The following is a 23,377-nucleotide window of genomic DNA, read 5'->3' as shown; positions in this document are numbered from 1 at the left end:
TACAAAGGAGGAAACAATGGCAGACAAAAAAGTTCATTATAAGAAGGTTGCCGCTTCAGAGGATTTTCGAAAACTTCTTGAGGAAAAACGCAGATTTATCGTACCGATGACGATTTTCTTTTTTCTCTTTTACTTTTCACTTCCGGTTGCTACATCCTACTTCACCTTTTTGAATACGCCGGCAATTGGCGCCATCTCATGGGCTTGGTTATTCGCCCTCACACAATTTGTTATGACCTGGGTTTTATGTGGACTTTATGCGAAAAAAGCAGCTAAGTTCGACAATTATGTAAGCGCTTTAAAAACTGAATCAAGAGGTGATGACGAATGAGCATGACCGCTTTTATTTTGTTCGTAGCGATCGTAGGACTCACATTGGTCATCACATATTTTGCTGCGAAAAAAACAAGCAATGCGAGTGATTTTTACACAGCAGGCGGAGGTCTGACTGGGTTTCAAAACGGTCTTGCCATTGCTGGCGACTATATGTCCGCTGCATCATTTTTAGGGATTGCTGGAATGATCGCGTTAAACGGGTTTGACGGCTTTTTCTATAGCATTGGTTTTCTAGTAGCGTATCTTGTCGTTCTTTACGTTGTGGCTGAACCGCTTCGAAATCTAGGGAAATATACGATGGCCGATATGATCGCTGCACGATTTAAGCGCCCTGCCATTCGAGGGGTTGCCGCCTTTAATACTATTACAGTCTCCACTTTTTATATGATTGCACAGCTTGTTGGGGCAGGTGCATTAATCAAACTGCTTCTTGGCATTGATTACTGGATCGCGGTACTGATCGTAGGTGTCCTGATGACCATTTATGTCGTATTTGGCGGCATGATTGCGACCAGCTGGGTACAGATCACAAAAGCTGTGCTTCTCATGCTTGGGACTCTAATTATTTCTCTGCTTGTGTTTGCAAAGTTTGATTTTAGTCTGCTGAAGATGTTTGAACAGATGAAAACAGCGACCCCGCTTGGTGGGGCATTTCTTCACCCGGGAAATAAATATGATGTGCCTTTAGAAACCCTGTCTTTGAACCTTGCTTTAGTGCTTGGAACAGCAGGTTTGCCGCACATTTTGATCCGGTTTTATACGGTCAAAGATGCGATTTCTGCGCGAAAATCGGTTCTTTCTGCCACTTGGATCATCGGAATTTTTTATTTAATGACAGTCTTCCTTGGCTTCGGCGCTGCTGCCTTTGTCGGAACAGAAGCGATCACAGCAGCAGATGCAGCCGGAAATATGGCCGCTCCACTGCTCGCCCAAGCTCTTGGAGGAGATTTGTTATTTGCCTTTGTTTCCGCTATTGCCTTTGCGACTATTCTGGCGGTGGTAACTGGTCTCGTCCTATCCGCCGCGTCTGCCTTTGCGCATGATTTTTATAGTCAGATTATCCGCAAAGGAAAAGCGAGTGAGCGGGAGCAGGTGAAGGCGGCACGCTTTGCTTCCATCGGCGTGGCCATTCTTTCCATCATTCTTGCATTATTTGCCCAGTCCTTAAACGTCGCTTTTCTTGTGTCACTTGCCTTCGCAGTGGCGGCAAGTGCGAATTTACCTTTGATTATCTTCACTGTTTTTTGGAAACGATTTAACTCTACGGGTGCCATCGCAGGAAGCTTAACAGGTCTTTTGAGCGCACTGATCATCGTCTCACTCAGCCCAAGCGTCTGGGACCCATCAGGAGCAGCCATCTTCACAGGAGAGCCGCTCATCCCGCTGTCGAACCCTGGGATTATCTCGATTCCACTCGGATTCCTTGCCGCATACTTAGGCACGATATTCTCGTCTGAAAAAGCAGATGAAGACACCTTTACGGAAATTCAAGTAAAGGCACATACAGGCATGCATATGGATACTGATTGATAAGGAAAAGCCGGCTGCTCAGCCGGCTTTTTAATAGATCTGTAATAACTCTGGATTTTTCCGAACGTTTTCGAAATAAACGATCTTCCCTTGGTCGTCCAGCTCTGCAATATCAATTCCTTCTGCTGTATAGACACGACCATCCGAAAGTTTTCCACAAACGGCCCAGTTTGTTTCATACTTTCCATCTTCTCTTTTAATCCATCCATCCCACATATGCTTAATCTCTTCATGTACGTGGAAAAATTTTTCTAAAATTTGTGTGAATCCTTGGATACCAGACTTGTTGTCGCCATTTATGACAACTTTGACATCGTCAGAAAACAATGCCAGCAATTCCTCCAATTGCTCCTCTCCTCTTCCCACTTCATCATACCGGCGAAAATACGTATCGAGTACATCCATGTTCATTCTCCTTTATTTACCTGTCATTTCGATAATGATCGAACTATTTGATTATACATAACGATTCTTCTCCTGTCTATTTTCCCCGACATAAGAAAAGACATGAATTGATTCAATCCATGTCTCCTTCAGATTAAAGAGATGCTTTTTCTGTTTCAACAAGTGATTTCAGCTCTTCTGCTGCTTTTTTTGGATCGGCGCTCTGGCTAATAGCACTAATGATGCTTATACCGTCTGCCCCAGCTTGTATCACTGGTGCAGCGTTATCGTATGTGATCCCTCCGATACCTACAATCGGAATCTGAAGGCCATGACGGCGGACTTCAGTGATCAAAGACACACCCTGGACACTGCGTGTATCCTTTTTCGTTTCCGTTGGATAGACTGGGCCCATACCGACATAATCTGCTCCGTCCTTCATGGCTTGTTTTACTTCGTCTAGGTTATGCGTCGACACGCCTAATATTTTATTCCCGATCCTTTCTCTGACGTCTTTTGCATTTGTGTCTTCCTGTCCAACATGAACGCCATCTGCATCAAGATCAATCGCTAGCTGTACATCATCATTCACAATAAAAGGAACATTTGCTTCTTGGCAAAGCGCTTGAATTTGACGAGCCAATTGTTTCTTCTCATCACCCTGCAAAGCTTTTTCACCCTTTTCACGAAATTGAAACATGGTGATTCCGCCTTGAATGGCCTCTTTCACAACATTAAGCGGCTGCCTCGTTGTATTCGTTGTGCCCATAATAAAATAAACCGATAATTGCTGTTTGATTTGCTGTTGCTCAGCCTTTGTCATGTGAAACTCCCCCTATTTTCCCTAACGTCAGCACTTCATCTCCGGATGTGTGTGATAGTGCGTTTAACAATTCAATTTGAAAAGTTCCCGGTCCTTTATCCTTTGTGTGCAGAGCTGCCCTTTCAGCGGCGACACCATAAAACAGCAATGCAGCGGCCGACGCATGAAGCGGCTGTTCACCTGCTGCACAAAATGCCCCGATGACAGACGTCAGCAAACAGCCGGTTCCCGTCACCTTGGTGAGCCATTCATGTCCATTATGAATGGACAGCACCTCATCTCCATCTGACACCACATCGACTTTTCCTGTGATTGCCACTATTGTCTGAAGTGCAATGGACGCTTGTTTGGCTAATGCCGATACATCTCCATTCGCCGCTTTCGCATCAACGCCTTTTGACTCCCAGCCATCCACTCCAAGTAAATGAGCCACTTCAGCAGCATTTCCTCTGACAACGGTGATTTTTACTTTCTCTAACAGCTGTTTAGCGGCATTCGTTCGAAACGTTGTCGCACCGACGCCGACAGGATCTAACAAAACAGGTACACCTTTTTCATCGGCGGCTTGTCCAGCGAGAATCATGGCTTCCACCGTTTCCTTGGTCAGTGTGCCAATATTCAGCACTAGTGCATCCGCTAATTGCGCCATTTCAGCCACTTCTTCTTTGGCGTTTGCCATGACCGGCGAAGCACCTAAAGCAAGCAGTCCATTCGCTGTAAAATTCGTCACGACTTGATTGGTGATATTATGAACGAGTGGATTTTTTTCTCGAACCTTCTCCAATAATTGAGACGCGCAGCTTGTTTTCATCCGTATCGTCCTCCCTTTTACTCTGCATCCCACACATAGGATTTCGTATGCTTTAACCATTCTCTTGCCGCAAACGACAAATAGCGGTCCTTTCGCCAAATGACACCTAAATGCCACGGGATCGACGGGTTTAGGGAAATGACCTTTACCTTTTCAGGATCAAGATCACGGCAGATTCGTTCTGGCAGAAGTCCAATCCCTAAGTTTTCAGCTACCATTTCACTAATGAAATCCCACTGAGACGTTTCATAAATGACATTTGGCCGGAATCCCGCATTCATACATTCATTCAAAATCCGGCTATGCAGAACAAAATCTTCTCTAAAGAAAATAAAAGACTCTTCCCTTAAATCAGCTAAATGTACCTCCTCACGGCCAGCCATCGGATGGGATGGATGCGTCACGAGCTTCATGTTCTCTTTAATAATGGTGTACGTATGAAAAATTTTATCATTTGCAGGCAGAACAATGACACCAATATCTAACGACCCATCCTCGACTCCTTCTTCTACTTTAATAGAGCCGTGCTCAACCAATTGAAATGTGACATCTGGATATTGCTGGCGGAATTCCCCCATGACATTCGGGAAGAAACTTGAGCCAATCATCGGCGGCAGTCCGATTCGGATATGCCCTTTTTTCACATTCATTAAATCATTTAATTCGCTCGTTAAATTCTGAAATGATTGTGTGATTTCACTCGCCTGTGTATACATGGTTTGTCCAGCATCTGTCATTTCAACCTGCCGGCCATTTCGGTAAAACAACTGCACCCCCAGCTCATCCTCCAGGTTTTTGACCATTTTGGAAATGGTCGGCTGCGATACGTAAAGAGACTGCGATGCTTTCGTGAAGCTCTTTAACCTTGCCACTTCTAAGAAATATGTTAAATGTCTGATGTCCACATGCTTCATCCTTCCTATAGACAAAAGGAATAATTACTATTCGATATATGTATTTTACCTATAACTAAACGTGCTGTACACTTTAAAGTAAGCTCATCACTTGGAACGTTGTCATGTTTTTGTGAAATAGTGAACAATTTATATAGAAAAAGGAGTGAACAGAAAGTGAAATTGCTCAAAAAGCCGCTGATTGCTGCCCTTCAGATTATGGCCTTGTTTATTTTTGCGAAATTCATGAATGTGCTGGCGGCCTTTTTGCATTTAAGAATTCCGGGCACGATCTTAGGCATTCTTGTCATTTTCTTATTACTTCATTTTAAGATCATTCAATTAAAATGGATAGAACTTGGCGCCGTATGGCTGCTCGGAGAACTGCTGCTTTTCTTTATTCCATCAGCAGTGGGTGTCATTGATTATGGAAAACTGCTTTCTCAATCTGGCACAAGTATTGTCCTTGTCGTCTTACTTAGTACGTTTGTGGTCATGCTCTCAACTGGTATCATGACGCAAATGATTGCGAAACGAAAGGAGCGGAAAAAGCTATGTTAGTTGGCGGACTATTTCTGATTTTAACAGTTCTTTTATATCTCGGTTCAAAAGCGGTGTACAAACGGCATCCGAAGGTCTATGTCTCCCCATTACTTATCACTCCGCTTGTTCTTGTCGTCTTGCTGTTAATCGTCAACATTCCTTACGATGCTTACAATCAAGGCGGGAAATGGCTCACGAATATGCTGCAGCCTGCGACTGTTGCTTTTGCCATTCCTTTATATAAGTATTTTCATATCTTGAAGAAGCATGCAGTAGAAATTATTTTGAATGTGGCTTGCGGCTCTGTCATTGCGATCTTATCAACGGCTTTTATCGCCAAGTTGTTTCATCTAGACACAGGCCTTATTGAGAGCCTTGTCCCAAGATCGGTCACAACACCTGTAGCAATGAGTGTGTCAGAAATGATCGGCGGCATGCCGTCCGTTACGGCTGTGTTTGTCATTTTAACTGCACTGTTTGGATCGATTATCGGTCCAATGGTGATCCGTTACTTCCGCATCGATAATGACATTGCCATGGGCGTCCTGCTTGGAACGGGTGCACACGGTGCAGGAACATCGAAGGCCTTTGAAATGAGCTCCGTCTCAGGGACGATCTCAAGTGTATCAATGATTATTTCAGCCATTATTACATTATGTGCAGCGCCTATCCTCATGTCGTTTGCCTTATAAAAAAAGCCATTTCCCTTATTGGAAAATGGCTTTTTCTTATGCTTGTATGAAGACAACCTTTAAATAGTTCCCTTCAGGATAATTCTTCGTTGTACGGAAATCCTCAGGAAGGGTATATTCTTCAAGTATCCGATAGGTTTGCCCTGCTTCTTTAAAAGCCTGCGCAATAAACCCTTTAAATTTCTTCATGCCAAATGCACTGCTATTCGTTGATGCCACAATGACGCCGTTCTCAGCTGTGATTTGGATGGCTTCTTTTAATAGCTTCTTATAATCCTTCGCCGCACTGAATGTGTGCTTTTTCGTTCGTGCAAAGGAAGGCGGGTCTAAGATGACGAGATCATAGGTCCAGCCTTTTTTCGCTGCAAACGGAAAATATTTAAAGACATCCATGACTTTGATATCCTGTCCGTCCACATCAATATCATTGACTTCAAACTGCTCAGATGTTTTTTTCAAGCTGCGGTTTGCAACATCCACACTTGTCGTACGGCTCGCTCCACCAAGCGCAGCTGCCACTGAGAAAGCACCTGTGTAAGAAAACGTATTGAGCACAGTCTTTCCTTTTGCATAACGATCTCGGATCGCTTTTCTCACATGACGCTGATCAAGGAAAATACCCGTCATCGCGCCATCATTTAAGTAAACCGCCACGTTCATGCCGTTTTCTTTCACGATGAGAGGAAATTCACCTTTCTCTCCCTTCACAAAATCATCATCTTCTATATACTGTCCAGACGTATCAAATCGTTTCTTTTCATAAATGCCTTTATAGTCTGGATATACTTGCTCAAGTGCATCCAATACTTCTGCCTTTAATGTATAGACTCCTTCGCTATACCATTGGATGAGGTAGAATCCGTCATAATGATCAATCGTGACGCCGCCAATTCCATCCCCCTCTCCGTTGAACACACGAAAAGCAGTCGTCTGTGCATCACGAAATAAATGCGTTCTGCTTTTCGCTGCCTGCTCAAGCCTAGAGACAAAAAAAGCTTGATCTATTTTTTCGTTCGCATCAAAGGTTAGTACCCAGCCGATTCCTTTATTTTGTACACCATAATACCCTTTTCCTAAAAAAGCGCCCCGCTCATCCACCCATTCAATGAGCTCGCCTTCCCGTACACCGTTCACATGCAATACTGCATCTTTGGAAATGAGCGGATATCCTTTTTTCACTTGTTCCGCAAATGTTTGTTTTAATGAGATTTTTTTCATTTGTGTCATCCTTATCCTAAATTGACTCTCTCTATCCTACCATATGAATGTATACGTTACTTCTATTATGATAAGATGAGGAGAAAAATATCAACATGACATAGAGGAGGCACTTCGTTTGACGACATTACGCTTAGATCATACAGGTATTATGGTTTCGAATATTGATCAGTCGATCGATTTTTATGAAAAAGTGGTGGGGATGAAATTAAAGGACCGCGTCACTCATACAAATGGAGTGATTGAGCTTGCATTTCTCGGTTTTAAAGATGAAACCGAAACGGAAATTGAGCTCATCCAAGGCTACAGCAGTGACCTGCCATCTGAAGGAAAGGTCCATCATCTCGCTTTCACAACAGACAATATTCATGCTGAGTTCAATCGTATTCAAAAGCTGCAAATTGAATTAATTGATGAAGAAATCACGACATTACCAAACGGATATTGCTACTTCTTTTTTAGAGGACCAGACCAAGAATGGATTGAATTCTTCCAGCGCTAATATTTCCTAGGAAATGGGGCCGCTAATCCTCCCCCATTTATTCATAAAGAAAAGAGTAAGAGCATATACATGCCCTTACTCTTTTTTATAACACCTTACTAAGAAATGATTTTGTACGCTCATGCTGCGGGTTTCCAAAGAGAGCTTCCGGTTTGTCTTCCTCGACAATATATCCGCCATCCATAAAGATGACACGATCTCCTACTTCTCTTGCAAAGCCCATTTCATGTGTGACCACAATCATTGTCATGCCTTCGACAGCTAATTGTTTCATTACAGCTAATACATCCCCCACAACCTCAGGATCAAGAGCTGATGTCGGCTCATCGAATAATAGTACTTTCGGGTCCATTGCCAAGGCTCTTGCAATGGCGACACGCTGTTTTTGTCCACCAGATAATTGGTTAGGAAAGCTTTGAGCTTTGTCTTTTAAGCCGACTTTTTCAAGCAAGTCTAACGCTTTTTCGACTGCTGCCTTCTTCTCGATGCCTTTTACCTTTATTGGTGCAATTGTGATGTTTTCTAAAACGGTTTTATGAGGGAATAAATTAAAGTGCTGAAACACCATGCCTACTTCTTGTCGTACTTTATTGATACTCACCTTTGGATCTGTAATCGTATGTCCGTGGACAACGACCTCTCCAGCCGTGATATCTTCTAATTTATTGAGGCATCTTAGAAACGTGCTTTTCCCTGATCCAGAAGGACCAATGACACACACTACTTCCTTTTCCTCGATGACTGCGTTAATATCCTTTAACACTTCGTGATCGCCAAAGGATTTCTTTAAGTTTTTCACCGTAATCATACTCATTTGATATCAAATCTCCTTTCTGCGTAGCTAGCCAGTAGAGAAAGTAAATAAATGATCACGAAATAAATGACACCGACAATAAGCCAGACATTCAAAGGATCAAATGTAGCCGATGCTTGAACTTGTCCTCGCTGCATAATATCGGCAATCCCGATAATAGATAAGAGAGATGTATCCTTCAAGCTGATGATGGCCTGGTTTGTAATCGCTGGGAGCATGCGGCGGAATGCCTGCGGAAGGACGATAAAGCGCATGTTTTGTCCCCCTGTAAAGCCTAAAGAGCGCGCAGCTTCTGTTTGTCCTTTATCAATAGACTGAATCCCTGCACGAATAATTTCTGAGAAATAAGCCCCTGCATTAATTGCTACTGTAATAATCCCTGCTGGCACTCGATCAAGCGAAATGAACTCAAGTGTATTCAGACCAAAATAAATGAAGAATAGCTGTACGATAAATGGTGTGCCTCGAATGGCATTCACAAAGACGAGTGCGATGAAATTTAAGATTTTAAATGGTGACAGACGGAATAATGCCACAATTAAACCGATGATAAACCCTAAAATGATGGCAACAACAAAGATATATAAAGTGGTTTGCAAACCATCCATTAAATACGGAAATGCATTAATAATTGTATCCATGTTTCTCCCTCCCTAATTCACATACGGCTGACACATAAAGAAAGCGCGCTCGGAGCGCGCCTCGCTTGTGTTATGACTTCAAATATTTATCAATAATTTTGTCATATTCACCGTTTTTCTTTAGGTTCTCAAGGCCTTTATTGATCTTCTTCAATAGGTCTTGGTTTTTCCCCTTCATGACAGAGATACCATACTGGTCTCCATTCAAGCGTTCTCCAACTGTTTTCAATTTTAAATCTTGTTGTGCGATCGCATACGTAATGACAGGATAATCCTCAATTAAGGCATCTGCATTTCCGTTTGACACTTCTTGGAACATAGATGGGCTGTCATTAAATTGAACGACTTCATACCCATATTTATCTGCGTTATCAGATGCGAACTTTGCACCAGTCGTCCCGTTTTTAACAGCTAACTTTTTCCCCTTTAAATCATTAATTGATTTGATGCTGCTGTCCTTTTTCACAACAACTGTCAGCCCAGCGTCGAAGTAAGGATCTGAGAAATCCACTTTCTTCTTACGCTCATCTGTAATACTCATCCCGCCCATTCCAACATCAAGCTGTCCTGCTTGCATCGCTGGAATGATGCCTGAGAAGTCCATGGCTTCAAGCTTCACTTTGAACCCTTGGTCTTTCGCGATTGCATTAATTAAATCAACGTCTATCCCTTCATATTTACCGCCCTTTTCAAATTCAAATGGCGGATAAGTTGTATCTATCCCAATTTTATATGTGCCTTTGCCTTCTCCCGATCCACTTTCCGATTTTGATCCACAGGCTGCCATGACAAGCACAACAATTAGTCCCATGATCAATAACATCGATTTTTTCATAAAACACGACCCCCATTGTCAGTTTTGTCTAAATATTCGCAATAACAATAATACTATACCACGCTAAAGCTATAGTGTGTGATGTTTTTTATCAATACCAAAGATCCATACAATTCTAGATCAATAGTCTCTTTAAATTTTACTTTTTTGCGAATAACTCATTTTATTCTAAAAGAAGAGTGATTCACAATTATAATGTGAGATAATCTCACAAAAAAACGAGGCAGCGCCTTGATAAATGATGTTTCTTTCTTGTCTACGTAAGCAAACTAAACAACTGGCTCCCTCTCTTTATTGATATTGTAATATATTTTTTCCAAAACCCTCTTTTTACCTAAAAATATGTAAGCGTATACAAAATGAGTGCCGACTCCCTATTTCTTTCACTACTGGTTTAATTTACATCAAAAAACATGTTTTACAAACTGCTAGAGAGAGCTTAAAATATAAGAAGATACTGGAATATGGAAAGTTGATTCAGAAGAACGGATATTGATAGATGAAGAAAGGAGGATATGAATTGGCAGAAGCAAGTGTTTTGTCGTCCGTTGATGTAGCGAATATGCTCAATGATTGGTATGTCATGATGAAAAAAAGAGAAATACAAGGTGCCATCCAGTTAAAAGAAGACATTCTTCAAGCGTTTGATCGAATGGAAGAAAATCAAGACGTCTTACTTTACTATCAACTGCTAGAGTATCGTTTTAAAGATCTAATAGAAGATACAGCTTCGTTAGATCATAGTCTTTTTGTTGATGAAAATGCCATCCGTACGGATGATATGCTCAGCTATTATTTCTATTTCTTTAAAGGGATGTATGAAATGCGCAGAGGCAATCAGGATACCGCATTTCACCATTTAAAATTGGCCGAGGATAAATTAGATCTCGTACACGATGACATTGAAAAAGCCGAATTTCATTATAAAACAGGGTGTCTTTACTATAATATTAGGTCCACGCTTCTCTCCATCCACCACTTAAAGATGGCTTCATCTATTTACGACGCAGATCCATGTTATGTGAAAAAATCAATCAGCTGTCAAATGATGCTTGCTTTGAATTATGCGGATCAGTCGAAATATGATGAGGCAGAAGCGTTGTTTGAAGAAGTGATTCATTCACTAGAACAGATGGAAGATCCAGATTTACTTGGCCACGCCTATTGCAATGCCGCCTTTATTAAGAGTCTAAGAAATGAATACAGTGAAGCTGTGCCGCTCCTAGAAAAGGCTTTAATGATAGAGACATTCGAAACTTCTTCTCCAGGCGGCTATTTACTCGCCATGTATGCCTACACAAAGGCACTATTTAAGCTTAAAAAGCCTGGTTTGTTCCACTATTATGTACAGCTTTCACTTCAAAAAGCAGAAAACTTAAAACAACGAAACATTTCACTTAAATTATCCATTTTAGAAACACTTATGATTCAGCCAGACAACATGATTGAGCAAATCAAGGCTTATTGCGATCAATTAGAATCGATGAATTTCCTTGTTGATCTTGAAGCTATTTGTCAGGATGCAGCTGCTTACTTAACGGATCTTGGGCTTCATGAAGAATCCTCTTATTTTAGAAACAAGGCATTGTCCTTAAAAACTTGTTAAGAACATGGAGTGATGTATGATGAAGAAATGGCTTATCACAAGTGCGATTTTCACGCTCTTGATAACAGGTGTTTCTGTTGCTACTTTCATTCAAAAAGACAGCCAATCTGCACAATCTCAAGATATCATTCAAAAGAGGGACCGTGGAACCAACCCTTAATATGAAAAAAGCAGCTGTGATCAAAACAGCTGCTTTTTTATGTGCTAATCAATTTCTCGTTTAATATTTTGCATTTTTTCATCTAAGTAATGGGCAATATCTGCGGCTTCCTTCAGTTCATCGGTCAGCTGATGAGGAACATCGTTTTGCAGTTTATAATAGATTTTATGCTCTAGACTCGCCCAAAAATCCATCGCAATGGTCCGCACCTGAATCTCAACCTTCACATGCTCCACACGATTCGTTAAGTAAACAGGTATCTCAACAATTAAATGAAGGCTTCTGTAGCCATTTGGTTTCGGATGTTGAATGTAGTCCTTCACTTCAAGGATCTTTAAATCCTCTCTTTGCCTCAATACATCCATAATGTTATAGATATCTTGAATAAAAGAACAGATGATGCGGACACCTGCGATATCATGGATCTGCTCCTTGGCACATTGTGTCGTGATGTCGCATCCTTTTCTTGCTAGTTTATTCACTATACTTTCAAAGGATTTGATCCGTGATTTTGTATGCTCTATTGGGTTGTGTCCATGGATTAAATTATACTCCTGGCTGATAATCGAAAACTTTGTGTCCATTTCATCTAACGCAAATTTATATACTAATAGTTCATTTTTCCAGTCTTCCATGACATTTTTCAAATCTTCTACATGAGTTGCTGACATATTCATTTTCTTTGTCATCTCCTTTTGGGAAACGGCGGCTGCACCGCTTTCCGTTTACTAGACGGAGAGAGGACTCGAATGGTTTTAAAAAATACGCAGTTAGCCTCGTTGTTTGTAATATGTCAGCGCCAGTGCAAGGGCCAGCACAGAGCCTTTCACAATATCCATTGCATAATAAGGGACAGACATCATCACCAGCCCATTTTGTAAGATCCCGATGAGTACAGCCCCGATAAAAGTACCAAATGCGTTTGGCTTACCTGCTCCCATGACGGAAAAGCCGATAAAAGCAGCCGCTACTCCATCCATTAAATATGGTGCACCAGCATTAATTTCTGCTGTCATCACCCTTGATGCCAGCACGATACCGCCGATCGCTGCAAATAACGCAGAAAGCAGATAGGCCGCCATTTTGTATTTGTTCACATGAATGCCAGACAATCGAGCCGCTTCCTTATTCCCACCGATGATGTACATGAATCGGCCGTGCTTTGTGTAGGTCATGAAAACATGCGCAAATAGTACAATGGCAGCCATAATAAGAATGATATATGGCACCTGTCCGATTTTGCTGAAAAAGGCAGGAATCGTTCCCGTTGAGAACGTACCATCGGGCAGCACCATATTTTCAGAAATGGTCGCCCCTTTCGTATACGTTTGAGCCAGCCCTTGAATGATAAACATCATGGCTAATGTCATGAGCATATCTGGAATTTTCATTTTGACGATCATCCATGCATTTATCAATCCAACAATGATAGAAGCCGCTAGTGCAGAGAGGATTGCAGTCAGTGGGTTTTGCGAGAACCATACGAACATAGAAATGACAATCGCATTTGATAGCGTAGCGACTGATCCAACTGATAAATCAAAGCCGTTTACTGCTAATGAGATGGTTAAACCCACCGCAATGATGGTCACTATTGAGATAGACCGTAGAATATTGATGATATTTCCTGATTGCAAAAACGCTGGATTCGCTGCCGCAAATACCACAATCAACACGACAATGGTTAAGATCGTGCCATATCGATAAAAGAAATCAAACAGATGAAAGGATGGCCGCTGTTTTTTGATTTGCTGCACAGGGGCTGGAATTTGTTGTTCGCTCATGATTGTCCTCCTGTTGAATGATATAAAAGCTCCTCTTCAGTCGTCGGTGCGGTCATTTCCCGGGCAATGCTGCCATCATATAACACGTATACTCGGTCAGCGATACCTGCAATCTCTGACAGCTCACTCGACGCATAAATCACAGATTTTCCGCGGGCGGCAAGCTCTGCAATCAAAGTGAAAATATCTTTTTTCGCTCCAACGTCTACACCTTTGGTTGGTTCATCAAAGAGATACACATCTGCCTCAGCCAGCAGCCATTTTCCGATAGCAACCTTTTGCTGATTTCCACCAGACAGGTGCTTCACCTTTGCTTCAAGAGACGGCGTTTTGACACCAAGCCGTTTGACGATTTCGCCTGCTTCCCGCTTTTCCTTCGAACGATGTAAGAAGCTGAATATCCGTGAAAATGAATGAAGACTTGCAGCCGTTAAGTTCCACCCCACGCTCTCTTCGGTCAAAATCCCTTCTTTTCTCCGCTCTTCAGGCACAAGGGCCATTCCAGCTCTCACCGCTTGATGAGGCGATGTGATGCGAATGGTTTGACCATGAAGCTGCACGGTCCCCGTCTTTTTTTCTGAGGCACCGAAAAGGGCTTTGCACAATTCTGTTTTACCAGCACCGACAAGTCCTGCGATCCCGAGTATTTCTCCTTTTTTGACATAAAAGTGAATGTTGTTTAATTTATGTTGATCGTTTAGCTCTTTCACTTCAAGCACAATAGGTGCATCTTTCAGTGGCCTGCGAGACGGGAATTGCTCCTCTAATGGTGCACCTAGCATTTCTTCAATGACCTGCTGCGGATTTGTGTCTTTGACAAGGTGAGCTGCGACATCAGTTCCATTTCGCATCACAGTCAGTTCATCACAGATGGTGAAAATTTCAGGCATGCGGTGAGAGATAAACACGATCCCCGTCCCATTCTGTTTCAACCGATCAATCATTGAGAATAATTTGCTTGTTTCTGCATGACTAAGCGGAGCCGTTGGTTCATCTAAGATTAAAATGCTGCATTTAATGGAAACGGCCTTGGCAATGAGCACCATCTGTTTTTCGGCAAGGGTCAGATCGCTGACAAGTCGTTTTGTGGAGATGTTGATGTCCATTTCTTTTAATAGTTGAGCCGCCTTGCGATGCAGCTCTTTCCAACTGACAAATGTTTTTTTCTCAATTTCATGCGTCATCATATTCTCACCAACAGTTAAGTAGGGAACAAGAGCCGTATCCACTTCTTGATGGACCGTCTGCACACCATATGAGGATGCATCCTTTGGGGTTTGAATGGATGCCGCCTGACCATTGATGTGGATGGTTCCGTCGAAGTGTGAATGAGCGCCAGAAAGAACCTTCATTAACGTTGACTTCCCAGCACCATTCGCTCCAATCAGTGCATGAACCGTCCCTTTTTTTAATGTGAAATTCACTTGATCTAACGCTTTGACCCCTGGAAATTCAATTGAAATATTCTTCATACGAACAAGCGGCGCTGTCATAGGTGTCCTCCCTCTCTTGATATCATCTGAAAAACGAAACACCCTCTATGGATAGAGAGTGCACGTCGCTTATTTTGTATAATGCTTCTTCAAGGTCTTCATCCAATCTTCCTCAAAAGCAGTCGATGAACCGAATCCCTTCACTTCGTCTGCAAGATTGACCATGTTAATGGCTTTTCCTGCTTGTTGAAGCTGCTTTTGCGAGATGAGAGAGGCCTCAAGGTCATAGGAAGATGGTGTTTTCTCACCAGCTATTTTCTTCGCAAGAATCCTCACGTCGACTGCGCCAATGAGCTTCGGATCAACCGCTGCTGTGTACTTCCATGGACTGTCCTTCGCTGTCATTTCTTGAAGATCCGCATTTGACACATCAATCCCATAAATCTTCACTTCTGTTCTCCCTGCTTCCTTTAACGCTCTTGCTGCCCCAATGGCAAAGGCATCCCATGTGGCAAAAATAGCGTCCAGCTTGCCCTTTGGATACTTATTCAGCATGGCTGCTACTGCATTTTGCGTTTGAACAGACGTATCAGAGGAGGCTATACCAAAGCGGTCAAGCTCCTTGATCCCTGAATGTTGTTTAAGCGTTTCTTGATAGACCTTATTTCGTCTCACCATTGGCGGGAATCCATCTACCCAGAGGTACGCAATATTTGCTTTTCCTTTAAAATCAGACACGAGCGCGTCTAATGATTTTTTTGCTAATTGCTCGTCATCTTGAGACGTCACTGTGACCCCTTTGATGTCCTTCAGTTTAGGATTCGAATCAAATGCTACAACTGGAATGCCTTTCGCTGTGATCTTTTTCACATCAGCGACTGTCGCCTCGTCGTCCCCGTGAGAGATGATAAAGCCATCATAATTTTCTTCAAGCGCCTGAGAGATGGCATCATGGAACTTCGCTGTATCTCCATTTGCGGTGTAGACATCTACCGTAAAGCCGAGTGCTTCACCTTCTGCCTTGGTTCCAGCTAAAAATTGAGCTGTATGATCGTCTCCTCCAATTTTGCGGATGACTTTAATTTTTGCTCCCTGTCCCTTTGCAAATCGCTTCGGTACATTGTCAAAAGAGACTTTTTCGTTCGTATTTGCCTTTGAGCCTGCACTTGATCCAGTGCCGCAGCCTGTTAACAGGACGGTTAATGCCGTTAATAAGACAAGACATGATGTAAAATGATTACGCTTCATTGCTGTTCCTCCTCAAGTTGTTTTGATTTTTCACATCGGAAAACTAGGTAAAAAAGTGGAAATACGCCTGTAAAACAGGCATTTGATACGAAAAAAGCCTCTCTTGGAAAGAGAGGCTTGATCACCGTTGCATGAAACATGTATCGGGAAGTCTTCCTCTCTTATCTGTCAAAGCTGTAACAGCTTTGCAGGAATTAGCACCAATTTCTAAAATAGAAACGGTTGCCGGGCGTCATAGGGCCAGTCCCTCTGCCTCTCTTGATAAGAGATCCGTTATGAAATTTGTTTTCGTTGAAATGTCTTCTTTACTTTAATGTGATGTCACATCAATGTCAATGACTTTTTTGAAAATTTCTAAAATAACATCAGCTTCCGATGATTTTCTTAGCAGGTGATGATTTCTTCAGACGGAAATCATATTTTTTCTCATTCACAAATTGTGGGTTGAGATGTGCTGATCCTTTATCTTGACCGCTTTTAGAGAGATAGGTTTTGTAGCCTTCTATCCATTTCCCGCGCCAAATCCACTGTGATGCTTTCGCACCTTTGCGGTCATCATAAACGTTCTTCTGGAAGGTATTCTTTTGATTTACCTGATAAAGATTCACGACTAAGTAATGCGAGGCACTAGCTGTCATGATATTATTCGTGATTCGATTGTTCACTGCTTGATATTGCATCAGCAATTGGCCGCCTTCTAAGCCGGCTGTGTCATTTTTGTACAAAGTATTATGTGAAATCGTCGTATTGGTTGTACCGCCCCGCTTCTTATCATAGCCGCCAATAGAAATGCCTGTATAACGGTTCAAATACACTTGATTGTGTTCGATGCGGATGCGATCCGCCATTTTTCCTTTATGTTCGCTTGTGACTTCAATCCCCAGGTCATTGTGATGTGAGATGTTATGATCGATCACAATGTCTTTTCCGCCATCAACATAAATTCCGCCAGCGGAGATGTCGCTTCCATAGGCCGGGTTCCCTGCACTCGTAATCTCATATACTTTGTTTCTTGAGACGACTCCATTTCTAACTTGATCATACTTTTTAGAGGGTGCTACGTTCTCAAAACCAATTAAATCAATGCCAATATTATCAGTGTGCCGGACCGTGTTATGTGTCACACGGAACTTTTTGACGTTCCCATTTAGCACAAGCGCTTCACTGAAGCCCAGTTTTAATTTTTCCACGGTATTTCCTTTGATTTCAATGTCTTCAATGGCTGCAGGAGCTTTTGTCCCATAGACAGCAATTCCATGTGCATTTCCATCTTCATGTTTCGTCTGAATGTCATACACTCGGTTATTAAGCAGTTTGACGCCTTTGCCGCTTCCTTTGATGAAAATACCAACTGGTGTCAAATCTTCTTTATTCGTCTTAAGATGTGCTACAGTCAGGCCTTTGAGGGTGATGTAGCTCTTTTGATCGATCGTGACAAGACCGCCATCGGTTTGATTTCCTTTAAGGGAAGCCCCGCTGATCACAGGTTTTTCTTTTCCGTAGGCTTGAAAGACAACGGGTGCTTTCTTTGTTCCTGAATGGCGGACAATCAATTTTTCTTTATATGTGCCGCCTCTCATGTAAATGGTTGACCCAGCCTTTGCCATACTTGCTGCTTTTTTCAGTGTACGGAAAGGTTTTTGCTTTGTTCCCGGGTTTTTGTCGTTTCCGTTTACCGCTAAGTAATAGGCTGTGCTTTGCTTAGCTCCAGCCTCATCTGTCATCGCCTGACAGCCAAAGCTGATCACGGTCATGAATAAAATGAGTAAAATGCCTGGTATCGCTCGTTTCATCTTGTTGTATGCTCCTTTCTCTTCTCTTCTTCCTTTATCGGTTAAAAAAAAGAGGATTAAAATATGACAATGTCCCTTGCAATGTACTAGTCAAAAGGTGTATGGTTGAAAGAATATCTTACAGGAAAACCATTCGTTTTTAAATTGTCAGATTAATCAGTTAATAATGAATTTGGATTTTATTTCTTTTTTAAAAAGGGGTGACATGAGCCAAACTGACAGCAGAGAGAAGGAAAGCGCTTTAACAGATTTTTCTTGTCTGAATTCTAGAAAACCTATTGCTAATATTTTGTGAAGGTATAGAATAGAATCATAATTATTTCATATTATTAGAATTTTCAAATAATCAAACAGCAAGGAGATTTACAATGCCAAAACAACCCATCCGCGTTGAACTTAGTTCAACAAAAAAACCAAAACCTCAATCTGATCAACTTGAATTCGGAAAAATCTTCACTGATCACATGTTTGTGATGGATTATTCAGTTGATAAAGGCTGGTACGATCCAAGAATTATCCCTTATCAGGCCATTCCAATGGACCCAGCTTCGATGGTCTACCATTATGGTCAATCTGTTTTTGAAGGCTTAAAGGCTTATGTTTCTGAGGATCAAAAAATTCTCTTATTCCGTCCGGAAAAAAACATGGAACGCTTAAACAGATCCAATGACCGCCTCTGTATTCCGCAAATTGATACAGAAACAGTATTAGAGGGCTTAAATGAACTCATTCGCATTGATAAGGATTGGGTACCTGATGCAGAGGGCACTTCCTTGTATATTCGTCCATTCATTATTTCCACTGAGCCATATTTAGGCGTTGCACCGTCTAGCACGTATAAGCTGCTGATTATCTTATCTCCAGTGGGATCATACTATAAAGAAGGCATTCATCCGGTCAAAATTGCAGTTGAAAATGAGTTTGTCCGTGCCGTTAAGGGTGGAACAGGAAATGCCAAAACAGCTGGAAACTATGCCTCAAGCCTTAAGGCACAGCAAGTTGCTGAAACAAAAGGATTTTCACAGGTTCTTTGGCTTGATGGGGTCGAGAAAAAATACATTGAAGAAGTCGGCAGTATGAATATCTTCTTTAAAATCAACGGAGAAATCGTGACGCCTGAATTGAACGGCAGCATTTTAGAAGGCATCACACGTAACTCTGTGCTTGAGCTGTTAAAGCATTGGGGAATTCCAGTAACAGAGCGAAAAATTTCAATTGATGAGTTAATTGAAGCACATCAATCTGGCGAGCTTGAAGAAATTTTTGGGACTGGAACGGCAGCCGTAATCTCTCCTGTAGGGGAATTAATTTATCATGATCAGCCATATGTGATCCAAAATGGTCAAACAGGCGAAGTATCGAAGAAATTGTACGAAGCCATTACTGGCATCCAAAAAGGGACACAGCCAGACATCTTCGGCTGGACAGTTGAAGTTGACTCAGTCGTCAAGCAAGCATAAACATATAAAAGAACCTTTCAATCATGAAGGGTTCTTTTTTGTTTATTTACCTCTCCTTTATCCCTTATAATGGTAAATACACATGAATCCATGCATAAGGAGAGTGATGGTATGTTTTTTACTTATTTACTAGCGTTCTTTGGGATCTGCATCGGGTCGATGATCGTCGCTACTGGTTTCGACGATTCACCGTTCCTCACCCGGTTTCTATTTAAGGCTCTTGGGATTTCTATCCTTGCTCTTTCCATCTCTTTTGTAAAGGTCAGACGAAAGAAGTTACAGAAACAAAAGGCGAAATAGACTTAGTTGACCAGTCTGCTTCCCATCAAATCGTGCACCAAAACAAGACCGATACCCCAACAATCGCCCCTGCGTATATCCACTGTTTCCCTTTGATGCTCCGCTTTCTTTCGATCAGTAAAAAGATCTCTGGCAAAAAGATGATCATGATTTCTATAATAAAGACAAGATAATAAACAAGCGGCATCGGCTGGAAATCAAACTTTCTTTCATCTCCTCCAATCGTTGCGAAATACATCAACAGGTTGGTCACTGGAATGGTGAAACAAACAAGCAGGCGGAGAACATAGATCCACACATAGCCCCTATGCCGAATGAGACCAACAAATGAAGCAATAAGGCCATATAAAAACAAGATCACTGTGCCATAACTCATCACAGGCTGTACGACAAAGCCGTAAAGCATTAAACCAATTGCAACCATATTTCAACAGTCCTTTCTTTGAAGCCATACATGCTGTTTTTTCTATCATACACTTCTTTCTCCAGTTTCCATATGGGACAATCATAAAAAATGACCCCATTAAAGGGGCCATTTTGTGTTAAGCATTGACTGATTTGAAGAATTGCGGTAAATACTCACGATGGGCTTCGAGCATTTCATCTAAAATTTGCTTTGCAATTTCGTCAGATGGGACGAGCGGGTTGATCGTCATTGCCACAAGAGCCGTCTCGTAATCTCCAGTTACAGCCGCTTCTGCTGCCACACGCTCGAATGACTTGATTTGTTGAACGAGCCCTCTCACAGATACAGGCAGATCACCTGTTGCTATTGGTTTTGGTCCGTCCTTCGTAATGATACAGTTTACTTCAACCGCTGATTCAGCCGGAATGCTGGCAATCGCCCCTCTGTTCACTGTATTGACTGGTTGAATGTCGTGCTTATCATTATAGATGGAGCTGATTAAGTTACAGGCCGCATCGCTGTAATATGCCCCGCCTCTTTTTTCGAGCTGCGGTGGTTTAATCGACAAATCAGGATCTTTATAGAGCTCAAATAATTCCTGCTCGACCTGCTGCACAACCTCTGCTCGTGTTCCTTTTTCTTGAGCCGCCTTTTGCTCTTCTTCCAGCATATCTTTCGTTTTATAGTAATAGCGGTGATATGGACATGGGATGACCCCTAATCCTTTCACAAAAGAAGGCTCCCAGTTTTTCGCTTCAATGTTTTTCATGGACCACTGGCTGTTCGGATTTCCTAGTTCATCAAGCACTTGATCCATAATGCTGACCCCGTCTAAATATACGTCTAATCCATAGACCATGTGATTGAGACCGGCAAACTGTACCTCGATGCGTTCTACATCCACTTCAAGCGCCTTGGCAATCCCCATTTTGATCCCAATCGGCACATTGCATAGACCGACCACTTTTTTTAGATTCGTGTAGCGTAAAACAGCTTCTGTGACCATGCCCGCTGGATTTGTAAAGTTCACAAGCCATGCGTCTGGGCAAAGCTCTTCCATATCTTTCACAATGTCTAGAATGACTGGGATGGTCCGAAGGCCTTTAAATAAACCGCCTGGTCCGTTCGTTTCCTGACCGATGACGCCGTATTTAAGCGGTATTCTCTCATCCTTTGCCCGTGCTTCCAGCAGTCCTACACGAAATTGTGTCGTCACAAAATCTGCGTCCTTCAAGGCTTCCCGGCGGTCAAGAGTCAGGTGTACCTCAATCGGCAGACCCGCTTTTTCTACCATACGTTTCGCCAGAGCGCCCACGATGTTTAACTTTTCCTGACCCGCTTCAATATCCACAAGCCATAATTCCTTTACAGGCAATTCATGATATCGTTTAATAAACCCTTCGACGAGCTCAGGCGTATAGCTCGATCCACCGCCTATTGTGACAATTTTAATTCCTTCTTTCATGAATTGACACCTCCGAGTTGCTTCATTTTTTCATGGAGCTCGATGATTTCCGCTGCGAGCTCCTTGACGGTCATTGCGTTCATGAGATGATCCTGCGCATGAATCATTAAGAGGCTAATATCCGTCTTTTCGCCCCTGATTTCTCCTTGGATCAGCTCTGTCTGTGCGTGATGCGCCTCATTTAACGCGTCTTGTGCTTCCTGCAATTTTTGCTTCGCCTCATCAAAGTTTCCTTGTTTTGCACATGTAATGGCCTCCATCGCGGAGCTTCTGCCATTCCCGCCGTGCAGGATGAGTTGAAACACAATTTGTTCCATTTCCATCGGCCGCATCCCCCTTGTTCCCTCTATTACATGCTGACGACATTTTCATCAGTTGAGGCTTTTGTTTCTAGCTCACTTTCTTCTTTCAATTTCTGCTTATCCCACATTCTAAAGAATGGATAGTATAGAGCAAATGACAGCGCAAGGTTAATCAGCTGCATGACAGCACCAGAGATTTTGCCTCCTGTGGCGAGATAGCCTGAAATGATTGGCGGCATGGTCCATGGGACAGCAATCCCTGCCGGTTTTGCCACAAGCCCTGTGCTCATTCCGATATATGTGGTGATGATCATCATGATTGGCGTAAGGATAAACGGAATGAGGAGCATTGGGTTCATCACAATCGGCATTCCAAAAATGATCGGTTCGTTGATGTTAAAGATGGCTGGCCCAATGGCAAGGCGGCCAAGCTGTTTCATTTGTTTACTTCTGGCACGTAAGATCATGGTCAGCACCAAAGCAAGCGTTGCGCCGCTTCCGCCGACGTTGATGAAGATTTCAAAGAACTGCGCTGTGAAAATATTCGGCAGCACTTCTCCTGCTTGGAATGCAAGGCGGTTCTCATCCATTGCACCGAGCCAAATCGGCCCCATGACGCCCCCGACAATTGTGGCTCCGTGAATACCACATGCCCAGAGGAGCATTTGCACACCTATCGCAACGATACTGCCGCCTAAGCTTCCACCAAGAATCGATAGCGGTGTGCCAATTAAGACCGTGATGATATTATGAATACTCTCAAAAGGTGTCATCTCAATCACAAGTCTAGCGACCCAGATCAGTGTGATGACCACAAAACCTGGAATAAGTGCAATAAACGATTTACTGACTGCTGGCGGTACACCATCAGGCATTTTAATGACGATGTTCCGCTGTACAATAAAGCGGTAAATTTCGGTTGAAAGCATGGCAATAATCATGGCAACGAATAAACCTTTACTGCCCATCAGTGTGACAGGAATTCCCCCGCCTACTAGGATAGCTTCTGTTGAGCCTTCAGGTGTGAAAGGTACTTGATATGGTGTAGCCAAAAGGAAAGCCGCAACAGCGATCGCACCAGATGATAGTGCATCAACGGCATACTTTTCAGCAAGCCTGTAAGCAATCCCGAAGGTTGCAACAAGTGCCATAATGTCAAAGGTTGCATTAACAGGATAGGATAGTTTCGTGGCCCATTCTGCTCCGAAGATACTTGCCATAAAATCGCTGTATCCTGGGATCGGAAGGTTGGCTAAAATGAGAAACAGTGAACCGACAATAATGAGAGGCATGGTTAAAACAATTCCGTCACGCAATGCTTGTAAATGTCTTTGAGCGGCAATCTTCCCAGCAAACGGCATGACCTTCTCTTCTAGAAATCGGTTGAATCCATTCATC

The 23,377-nt window shown here is 42.5% G+C and carries 26 protein-coding genes and 1 riboswitch; of the genes, 9 read left to right on the top strand and 17 right to left on the bottom strand.

Annotated features, from left to right (window positions below; genetic code table 11):
* The first annotated feature begins 16 nt into the window (after positions 1-16).
* Positions 17-331, top strand: coding sequence for a DUF485 domain-containing protein (locus NSS92_RS15625; protein ID WP_024423845.1), 315 nt, complete (start codon positions 17-19; stop codon positions 329-331).
* Positions 328-1,866, top strand: a complete 1,539-nt coding sequence (locus NSS92_RS15620; protein WP_340869117.1) for a solute symporter family protein — start codon at positions 328-330, stop codon at positions 1,864-1,866. Before NSS92_RS15625 ends, NSS92_RS15620 begins: the two co-directional genes overlap by 4 nt.
* A 30-nt stretch (positions 1,867-1,896) precedes the next feature.
* Here NSS92_RS15620 and NSS92_RS15615 read toward each other — a convergent pair whose 3' ends face one another.
* The 4 genes from NSS92_RS15615 to cidR form a co-directional block, all read right to left on the bottom strand.
* Positions 1,897-2,271, bottom strand: a complete 375-nt coding sequence (locus NSS92_RS15615) for a nuclear transport factor 2 family protein (RefSeq protein ID WP_125585782.1) — start codon at positions 2,269-2,271, stop codon at positions 1,897-1,899.
* 133 nt (positions 2,272-2,404) lie between these two features.
* Positions 2,405-3,073, bottom strand: coding sequence for a thiamine phosphate synthase (gene thiE / locus NSS92_RS15610; protein ID WP_340869116.1), 669 nt, complete (start codon positions 3,071-3,073; stop codon positions 2,405-2,407).
* Positions 3,060-3,884, bottom strand: a complete 825-nt coding sequence (gene thiM, locus NSS92_RS15605) for a hydroxyethylthiazole kinase (RefSeq protein ID WP_340869115.1) — start codon at positions 3,882-3,884, stop codon at positions 3,060-3,062. Before thiM ends, thiE begins: the two co-directional genes overlap by 14 nt.
* Before the next feature lie 17 nt (positions 3,885-3,901).
* Complete coding sequence (gene cidR / locus NSS92_RS15600) at positions 3,902-4,789, bottom strand: cidABC operon transcriptional activator CidR (protein WP_039182411.1); 888 nt, start codon at positions 4,787-4,789, stop codon at positions 3,902-3,904.
* Between the two features lie 165 nt (positions 4,790-4,954).
* Between cidR and NSS92_RS15595 the strand changes: the two genes are divergently transcribed.
* Together NSS92_RS15595 and NSS92_RS15590 are read left to right on the top strand one after the other, a co-directional pair.
* A complete protein-coding gene (locus tag NSS92_RS15595) occupies positions 4,955-5,338 on the top strand; it encodes a CidA/LrgA family holin-like protein (protein ID WP_080967777.1) in 384 nt (127 codons plus the stop codon).
* Positions 5,332-6,012 (top strand): CidB/LrgB family autolysis modulator, encoded by a 681-nt coding sequence (locus NSS92_RS15590; RefSeq protein ID WP_267586921.1) that lies wholly within the window; start codon positions 5,332-5,334, stop codon positions 6,010-6,012. The genes NSS92_RS15595 and NSS92_RS15590 overlap by 7 nt, the downstream gene beginning before the upstream one ends.
* A gap of 36 nt (positions 6,013-6,048) precedes the next feature.
* Here the strand turns inward: NSS92_RS15590 and NSS92_RS15585 are convergent, their stop codons facing one another.
* The gene (locus tag NSS92_RS15585; RefSeq protein WP_340869113.1) at positions 6,049-7,230 is read right to left on the bottom strand and encodes a class I SAM-dependent rRNA methyltransferase; all 1,182 of its coding nucleotides are present in this window, start codon (positions 7,228-7,230) and stop codon (positions 6,049-6,051) included.
* A gap of 118 nt (positions 7,231-7,348) precedes the next feature.
* On the opposite strand from NSS92_RS15585, the gene NSS92_RS15580 reads away from it, so the two are divergent.
* Positions 7,349-7,732, top strand: coding sequence for a VOC family protein (locus tag NSS92_RS15580; protein ID WP_340869111.1), 384 nt, complete (start codon positions 7,349-7,351; stop codon positions 7,730-7,732).
* A gap of 85 nt (positions 7,733-7,817) precedes the next feature.
* Here NSS92_RS15580 and NSS92_RS15575 read toward each other — a convergent pair whose 3' ends face one another.
* The 3 genes from NSS92_RS15575 to NSS92_RS15565 form a co-directional block, all read right to left on the bottom strand.
* Positions 7,818-8,546, bottom strand: coding sequence for an amino acid ABC transporter ATP-binding protein (locus NSS92_RS15575; protein ID WP_340869109.1), 729 nt, complete (start codon positions 8,544-8,546; stop codon positions 7,818-7,820).
* On the bottom strand, positions 8,543-9,187 hold the full coding sequence (locus NSS92_RS15570; protein WP_024423856.1) for an amino acid ABC transporter permease: 645 nt from the start codon (positions 9,185-9,187) through the stop codon (positions 8,543-8,545). The genes NSS92_RS15575 and NSS92_RS15570 overlap by 4 nt, the downstream gene beginning before the upstream one ends.
* A gap of 70 nt (positions 9,188-9,257) precedes the next feature.
* Entirely contained in the window at positions 9,258-10,022 is a 765-nt protein-coding gene (locus tag NSS92_RS15565) for a transporter substrate-binding domain-containing protein (RefSeq protein ID WP_340869106.1), read from the bottom strand.
* A 520-nt stretch (positions 10,023-10,542) separates the two neighbouring features.
* On the opposite strand from NSS92_RS15565, the gene NSS92_RS15560 reads away from it, so the two are divergent.
* A complete protein-coding gene (locus NSS92_RS15560) occupies positions 10,543-11,628 on the top strand; it encodes a Rap family tetratricopeptide repeat protein (protein WP_267586924.1) in 1,086 nt (361 codons plus the stop codon).
* Between the two features lie 19 nt (positions 11,629-11,647).
* Complete coding sequence (locus tag NSS92_RS15555; RefSeq protein ID WP_340869102.1) at positions 11,648-11,788, top strand: hypothetical protein; 141 nt, start codon at positions 11,648-11,650, stop codon at positions 11,786-11,788.
* A 44-nt stretch (positions 11,789-11,832) separates the two neighbouring features.
* On the opposite strand, the gene NSS92_RS15550 is transcribed toward NSS92_RS15555, so the two are convergent.
* The 5 genes from NSS92_RS15550 to NSS92_RS15530 form a co-directional block, all read right to left on the bottom strand.
* On the bottom strand, positions 11,833-12,465 hold the full coding sequence (locus NSS92_RS15550) for a GTP pyrophosphokinase (RefSeq protein ID WP_267586926.1): 633 nt from the start codon (positions 12,463-12,465) through the stop codon (positions 11,833-11,835).
* A gap of 93 nt (positions 12,466-12,558) precedes the next feature.
* Positions 12,559-13,572 (bottom strand): ABC transporter permease, encoded by a 1,014-nt coding sequence (locus NSS92_RS15545; protein WP_340869099.1) that lies wholly within the window; start codon positions 13,570-13,572, stop codon positions 12,559-12,561.
* Positions 13,569-15,065, bottom strand: a complete 1,497-nt coding sequence (locus NSS92_RS15540; RefSeq protein ID WP_340869097.1) for a sugar ABC transporter ATP-binding protein — start codon at positions 15,063-15,065, stop codon at positions 13,569-13,571. Before NSS92_RS15540 ends, NSS92_RS15545 begins: the two co-directional genes overlap by 4 nt.
* A gap of 69 nt (positions 15,066-15,134) precedes the next feature.
* A complete protein-coding gene (locus tag NSS92_RS15535) occupies positions 15,135-16,253 on the bottom strand; it encodes a sugar ABC transporter substrate-binding protein (RefSeq protein WP_340869095.1) in 1,119 nt (372 codons plus the stop codon).
* 158 nt (positions 16,254-16,411) lie between these two features.
* Positions 16,412-16,521: riboswitch (SAM riboswitch) on the bottom strand.
* A gap of 97 nt (positions 16,522-16,618) precedes the next feature.
* Entirely contained in the window at positions 16,619-18,046 is a 1,428-nt protein-coding gene (locus tag NSS92_RS15530) for a right-handed parallel beta-helix repeat-containing protein (protein ID WP_340869093.1), read from the bottom strand.
* Between the two features lie 368 nt (positions 18,047-18,414).
* Between NSS92_RS15530 and NSS92_RS15525 the strand changes: the two genes are divergently transcribed.
* Positions 18,415-19,506 carry a branched-chain amino acid aminotransferase gene (locus tag NSS92_RS15525; protein WP_024426445.1) on the top strand — a complete coding sequence of 364 codons (1,092 nt, stop codon included), beginning with the start codon at positions 18,415-18,417 and terminating at the stop codon, positions 19,504-19,506.
* A gap of 111 nt (positions 19,507-19,617) precedes the next feature.
* Positions 19,618-19,806 carry a hypothetical protein gene (locus NSS92_RS15520; protein WP_267586930.1) on the top strand — a complete coding sequence of 63 codons (189 nt, stop codon included), beginning with the start codon at positions 19,618-19,620 and terminating at the stop codon, positions 19,804-19,806.
* A gap of 25 nt (positions 19,807-19,831) precedes the next feature.
* Here the strand turns inward: NSS92_RS15520 and NSS92_RS15515 are convergent, their stop codons facing one another.
* The 4 genes from NSS92_RS15515 to celB form a co-directional block, all read right to left on the bottom strand.
* Positions 19,832-20,230 carry a hypothetical protein gene (locus NSS92_RS15515; RefSeq protein ID WP_267586931.1) on the bottom strand — a complete coding sequence of 133 codons (399 nt, stop codon included), beginning with the start codon at positions 20,228-20,230 and terminating at the stop codon, positions 19,832-19,834.
* A gap of 118 nt (positions 20,231-20,348) precedes the next feature.
* Positions 20,349-21,677: a 6-phospho-beta-glucosidase gene (locus tag NSS92_RS15510; RefSeq protein WP_340869089.1), complete on the bottom strand. Its 1,329-nt coding sequence runs from the start codon at positions 21,675-21,677 to the stop codon at positions 20,349-20,351.
* Entirely contained in the window at positions 21,674-22,000 is a 327-nt protein-coding gene (locus tag NSS92_RS15505; RefSeq protein ID WP_003215078.1) for a PTS lactose/cellobiose transporter subunit IIA, read from the bottom strand. Before NSS92_RS15505 ends, NSS92_RS15510 begins: the two co-directional genes overlap by 4 nt.
* Before the next feature lie 26 nt (positions 22,001-22,026).
* Complete coding sequence (celB, locus tag NSS92_RS15500; protein WP_133744404.1) at positions 22,027-23,376, bottom strand: PTS cellobiose transporter subunit IIC; 1,350 nt, start codon at positions 23,374-23,376, stop codon at positions 22,027-22,029.
* Between the last annotated feature and the right edge of the window lies 1 nt (position 23,377).

Source organism: Bacillus sp. FSL M8-0166 (assembly GCF_038008825.1).
In the GTDB taxonomy this organism is placed as follows: Bacteria; Bacillota; Bacilli; order Bacillales; family Bacillaceae; genus Bacillus; species Bacillus safensis.
The sequence above is the reverse complement of the archived record's forward strand: the minus strand, read 5'-3'. Positions and strand labels throughout refer to the sequence as shown.

Excerpts from the sequence above, each read along its gene's own strand:
- NSS92_RS15625 (WP_024423845.1), top strand. The coding sequence starts at position 17 with ATGGCAGACAAAAAAGTTCATTATAAGAAGGTTGCCGCTTCAGAGGAT.
- NSS92_RS15620 (WP_340869117.1), top strand. The coding sequence starts at position 328 with ATGAGCATGACCGCTTTTATTTTGTTCGTAGCGATCGTAGGACTCACA.
- NSS92_RS15615 (WP_125585782.1), bottom strand. The coding sequence starts at position 2,271 with ATGGATGTACTCGATACGTATTTTCGCCGGTATGATGAAGTGGGAAGA.
- thiE (WP_340869116.1), bottom strand. The coding sequence starts at position 3,073 with ATGACAAAGGCTGAGCAACAGCAAATCAAACAGCAATTATCGGTTTAT.
- thiM (WP_340869115.1), bottom strand. The coding sequence starts at position 3,884 with ATGAAAACAAGCTGCGCGTCTCAATTATTGGAGAAGGTTCGAGAAAAA.
- NSS92_RS15590 (WP_267586921.1), top strand. The coding sequence starts at position 5,332 with ATGTTAGTTGGCGGACTATTTCTGATTTTAACAGTTCTTTTATATCTC.
- NSS92_RS15585 (WP_340869113.1), bottom strand. The coding sequence starts at position 7,230 with ATGAAAAAAATCTCATTAAAACAAACATTTGCGGAACAAGTGAAAAAA.
- NSS92_RS15575 (WP_340869109.1), bottom strand. The coding sequence starts at position 8,546 with ATGAGTATGATTACGGTGAAAAACTTAAAGAAATCCTTTGGCGATCAC.
- NSS92_RS15570 (WP_024423856.1), bottom strand. The coding sequence starts at position 9,187 with ATGGATACAATTATTAATGCATTTCCGTATTTAATGGATGGTTTGCAA.
- NSS92_RS15565 (WP_340869106.1), bottom strand. The coding sequence starts at position 10,022 with ATGAAAAAATCGATGTTATTGATCATGGGACTAATTGTTGTGCTTGTC.
- NSS92_RS15555 (WP_340869102.1), top strand. The coding sequence starts at position 11,648 with ATGAAGAAATGGCTTATCACAAGTGCGATTTTCACGCTCTTGATAACA.
- NSS92_RS15550 (WP_267586926.1), bottom strand. The coding sequence starts at position 12,465 with ATGAATATGTCAGCAACTCATGTAGAAGATTTGAAAAATGTCATGGAA.
- NSS92_RS15545 (WP_340869099.1), bottom strand. The coding sequence starts at position 13,572 with ATGAGCGAACAACAAATTCCAGCCCCTGTGCAGCAAATCAAAAAACAG.
- NSS92_RS15540 (WP_340869097.1), bottom strand. The coding sequence starts at position 15,065 with ATGACAGCGCCGCTTGTTCGTATGAAGAATATTTCAATTGAATTTCCA.
- NSS92_RS15535 (WP_340869095.1), bottom strand. The coding sequence starts at position 16,253 with ATGAAGCGTAATCATTTTACATCATGTCTTGTCTTATTAACGGCATTA.
- NSS92_RS15530 (WP_340869093.1), bottom strand. The coding sequence starts at position 18,046 with ATGAAACGAGCGATACCAGGCATTTTACTCATTTTATTCATGACCGTG.
- NSS92_RS15525 (WP_024426445.1), top strand. The coding sequence starts at position 18,415 with ATGCCAAAACAACCCATCCGCGTTGAACTTAGTTCAACAAAAAAACCA.
- NSS92_RS15520 (WP_267586930.1), top strand. The coding sequence starts at position 19,618 with ATGTTTTTTACTTATTTACTAGCGTTCTTTGGGATCTGCATCGGGTCG.
- NSS92_RS15515 (WP_267586931.1), bottom strand. The coding sequence starts at position 20,230 with ATGGTTGCAATTGGTTTAATGCTTTACGGCTTTGTCGTACAGCCTGTG.
- NSS92_RS15510 (WP_340869089.1), bottom strand. The coding sequence starts at position 21,677 with ATGAAAGAAGGAATTAAAATTGTCACAATAGGCGGTGGATCGAGCTAT.
- NSS92_RS15505 (WP_003215078.1), bottom strand. The coding sequence starts at position 22,000 with ATGGAAATGGAACAAATTGTGTTTCAACTCATCCTGCACGGCGGGAAT.
- celB (WP_133744404.1), bottom strand. The coding sequence starts at position 23,376 with ATGAATGGATTCAACCGATTTCTAGAAGAGAAGGTCATGCCGTTTGCT.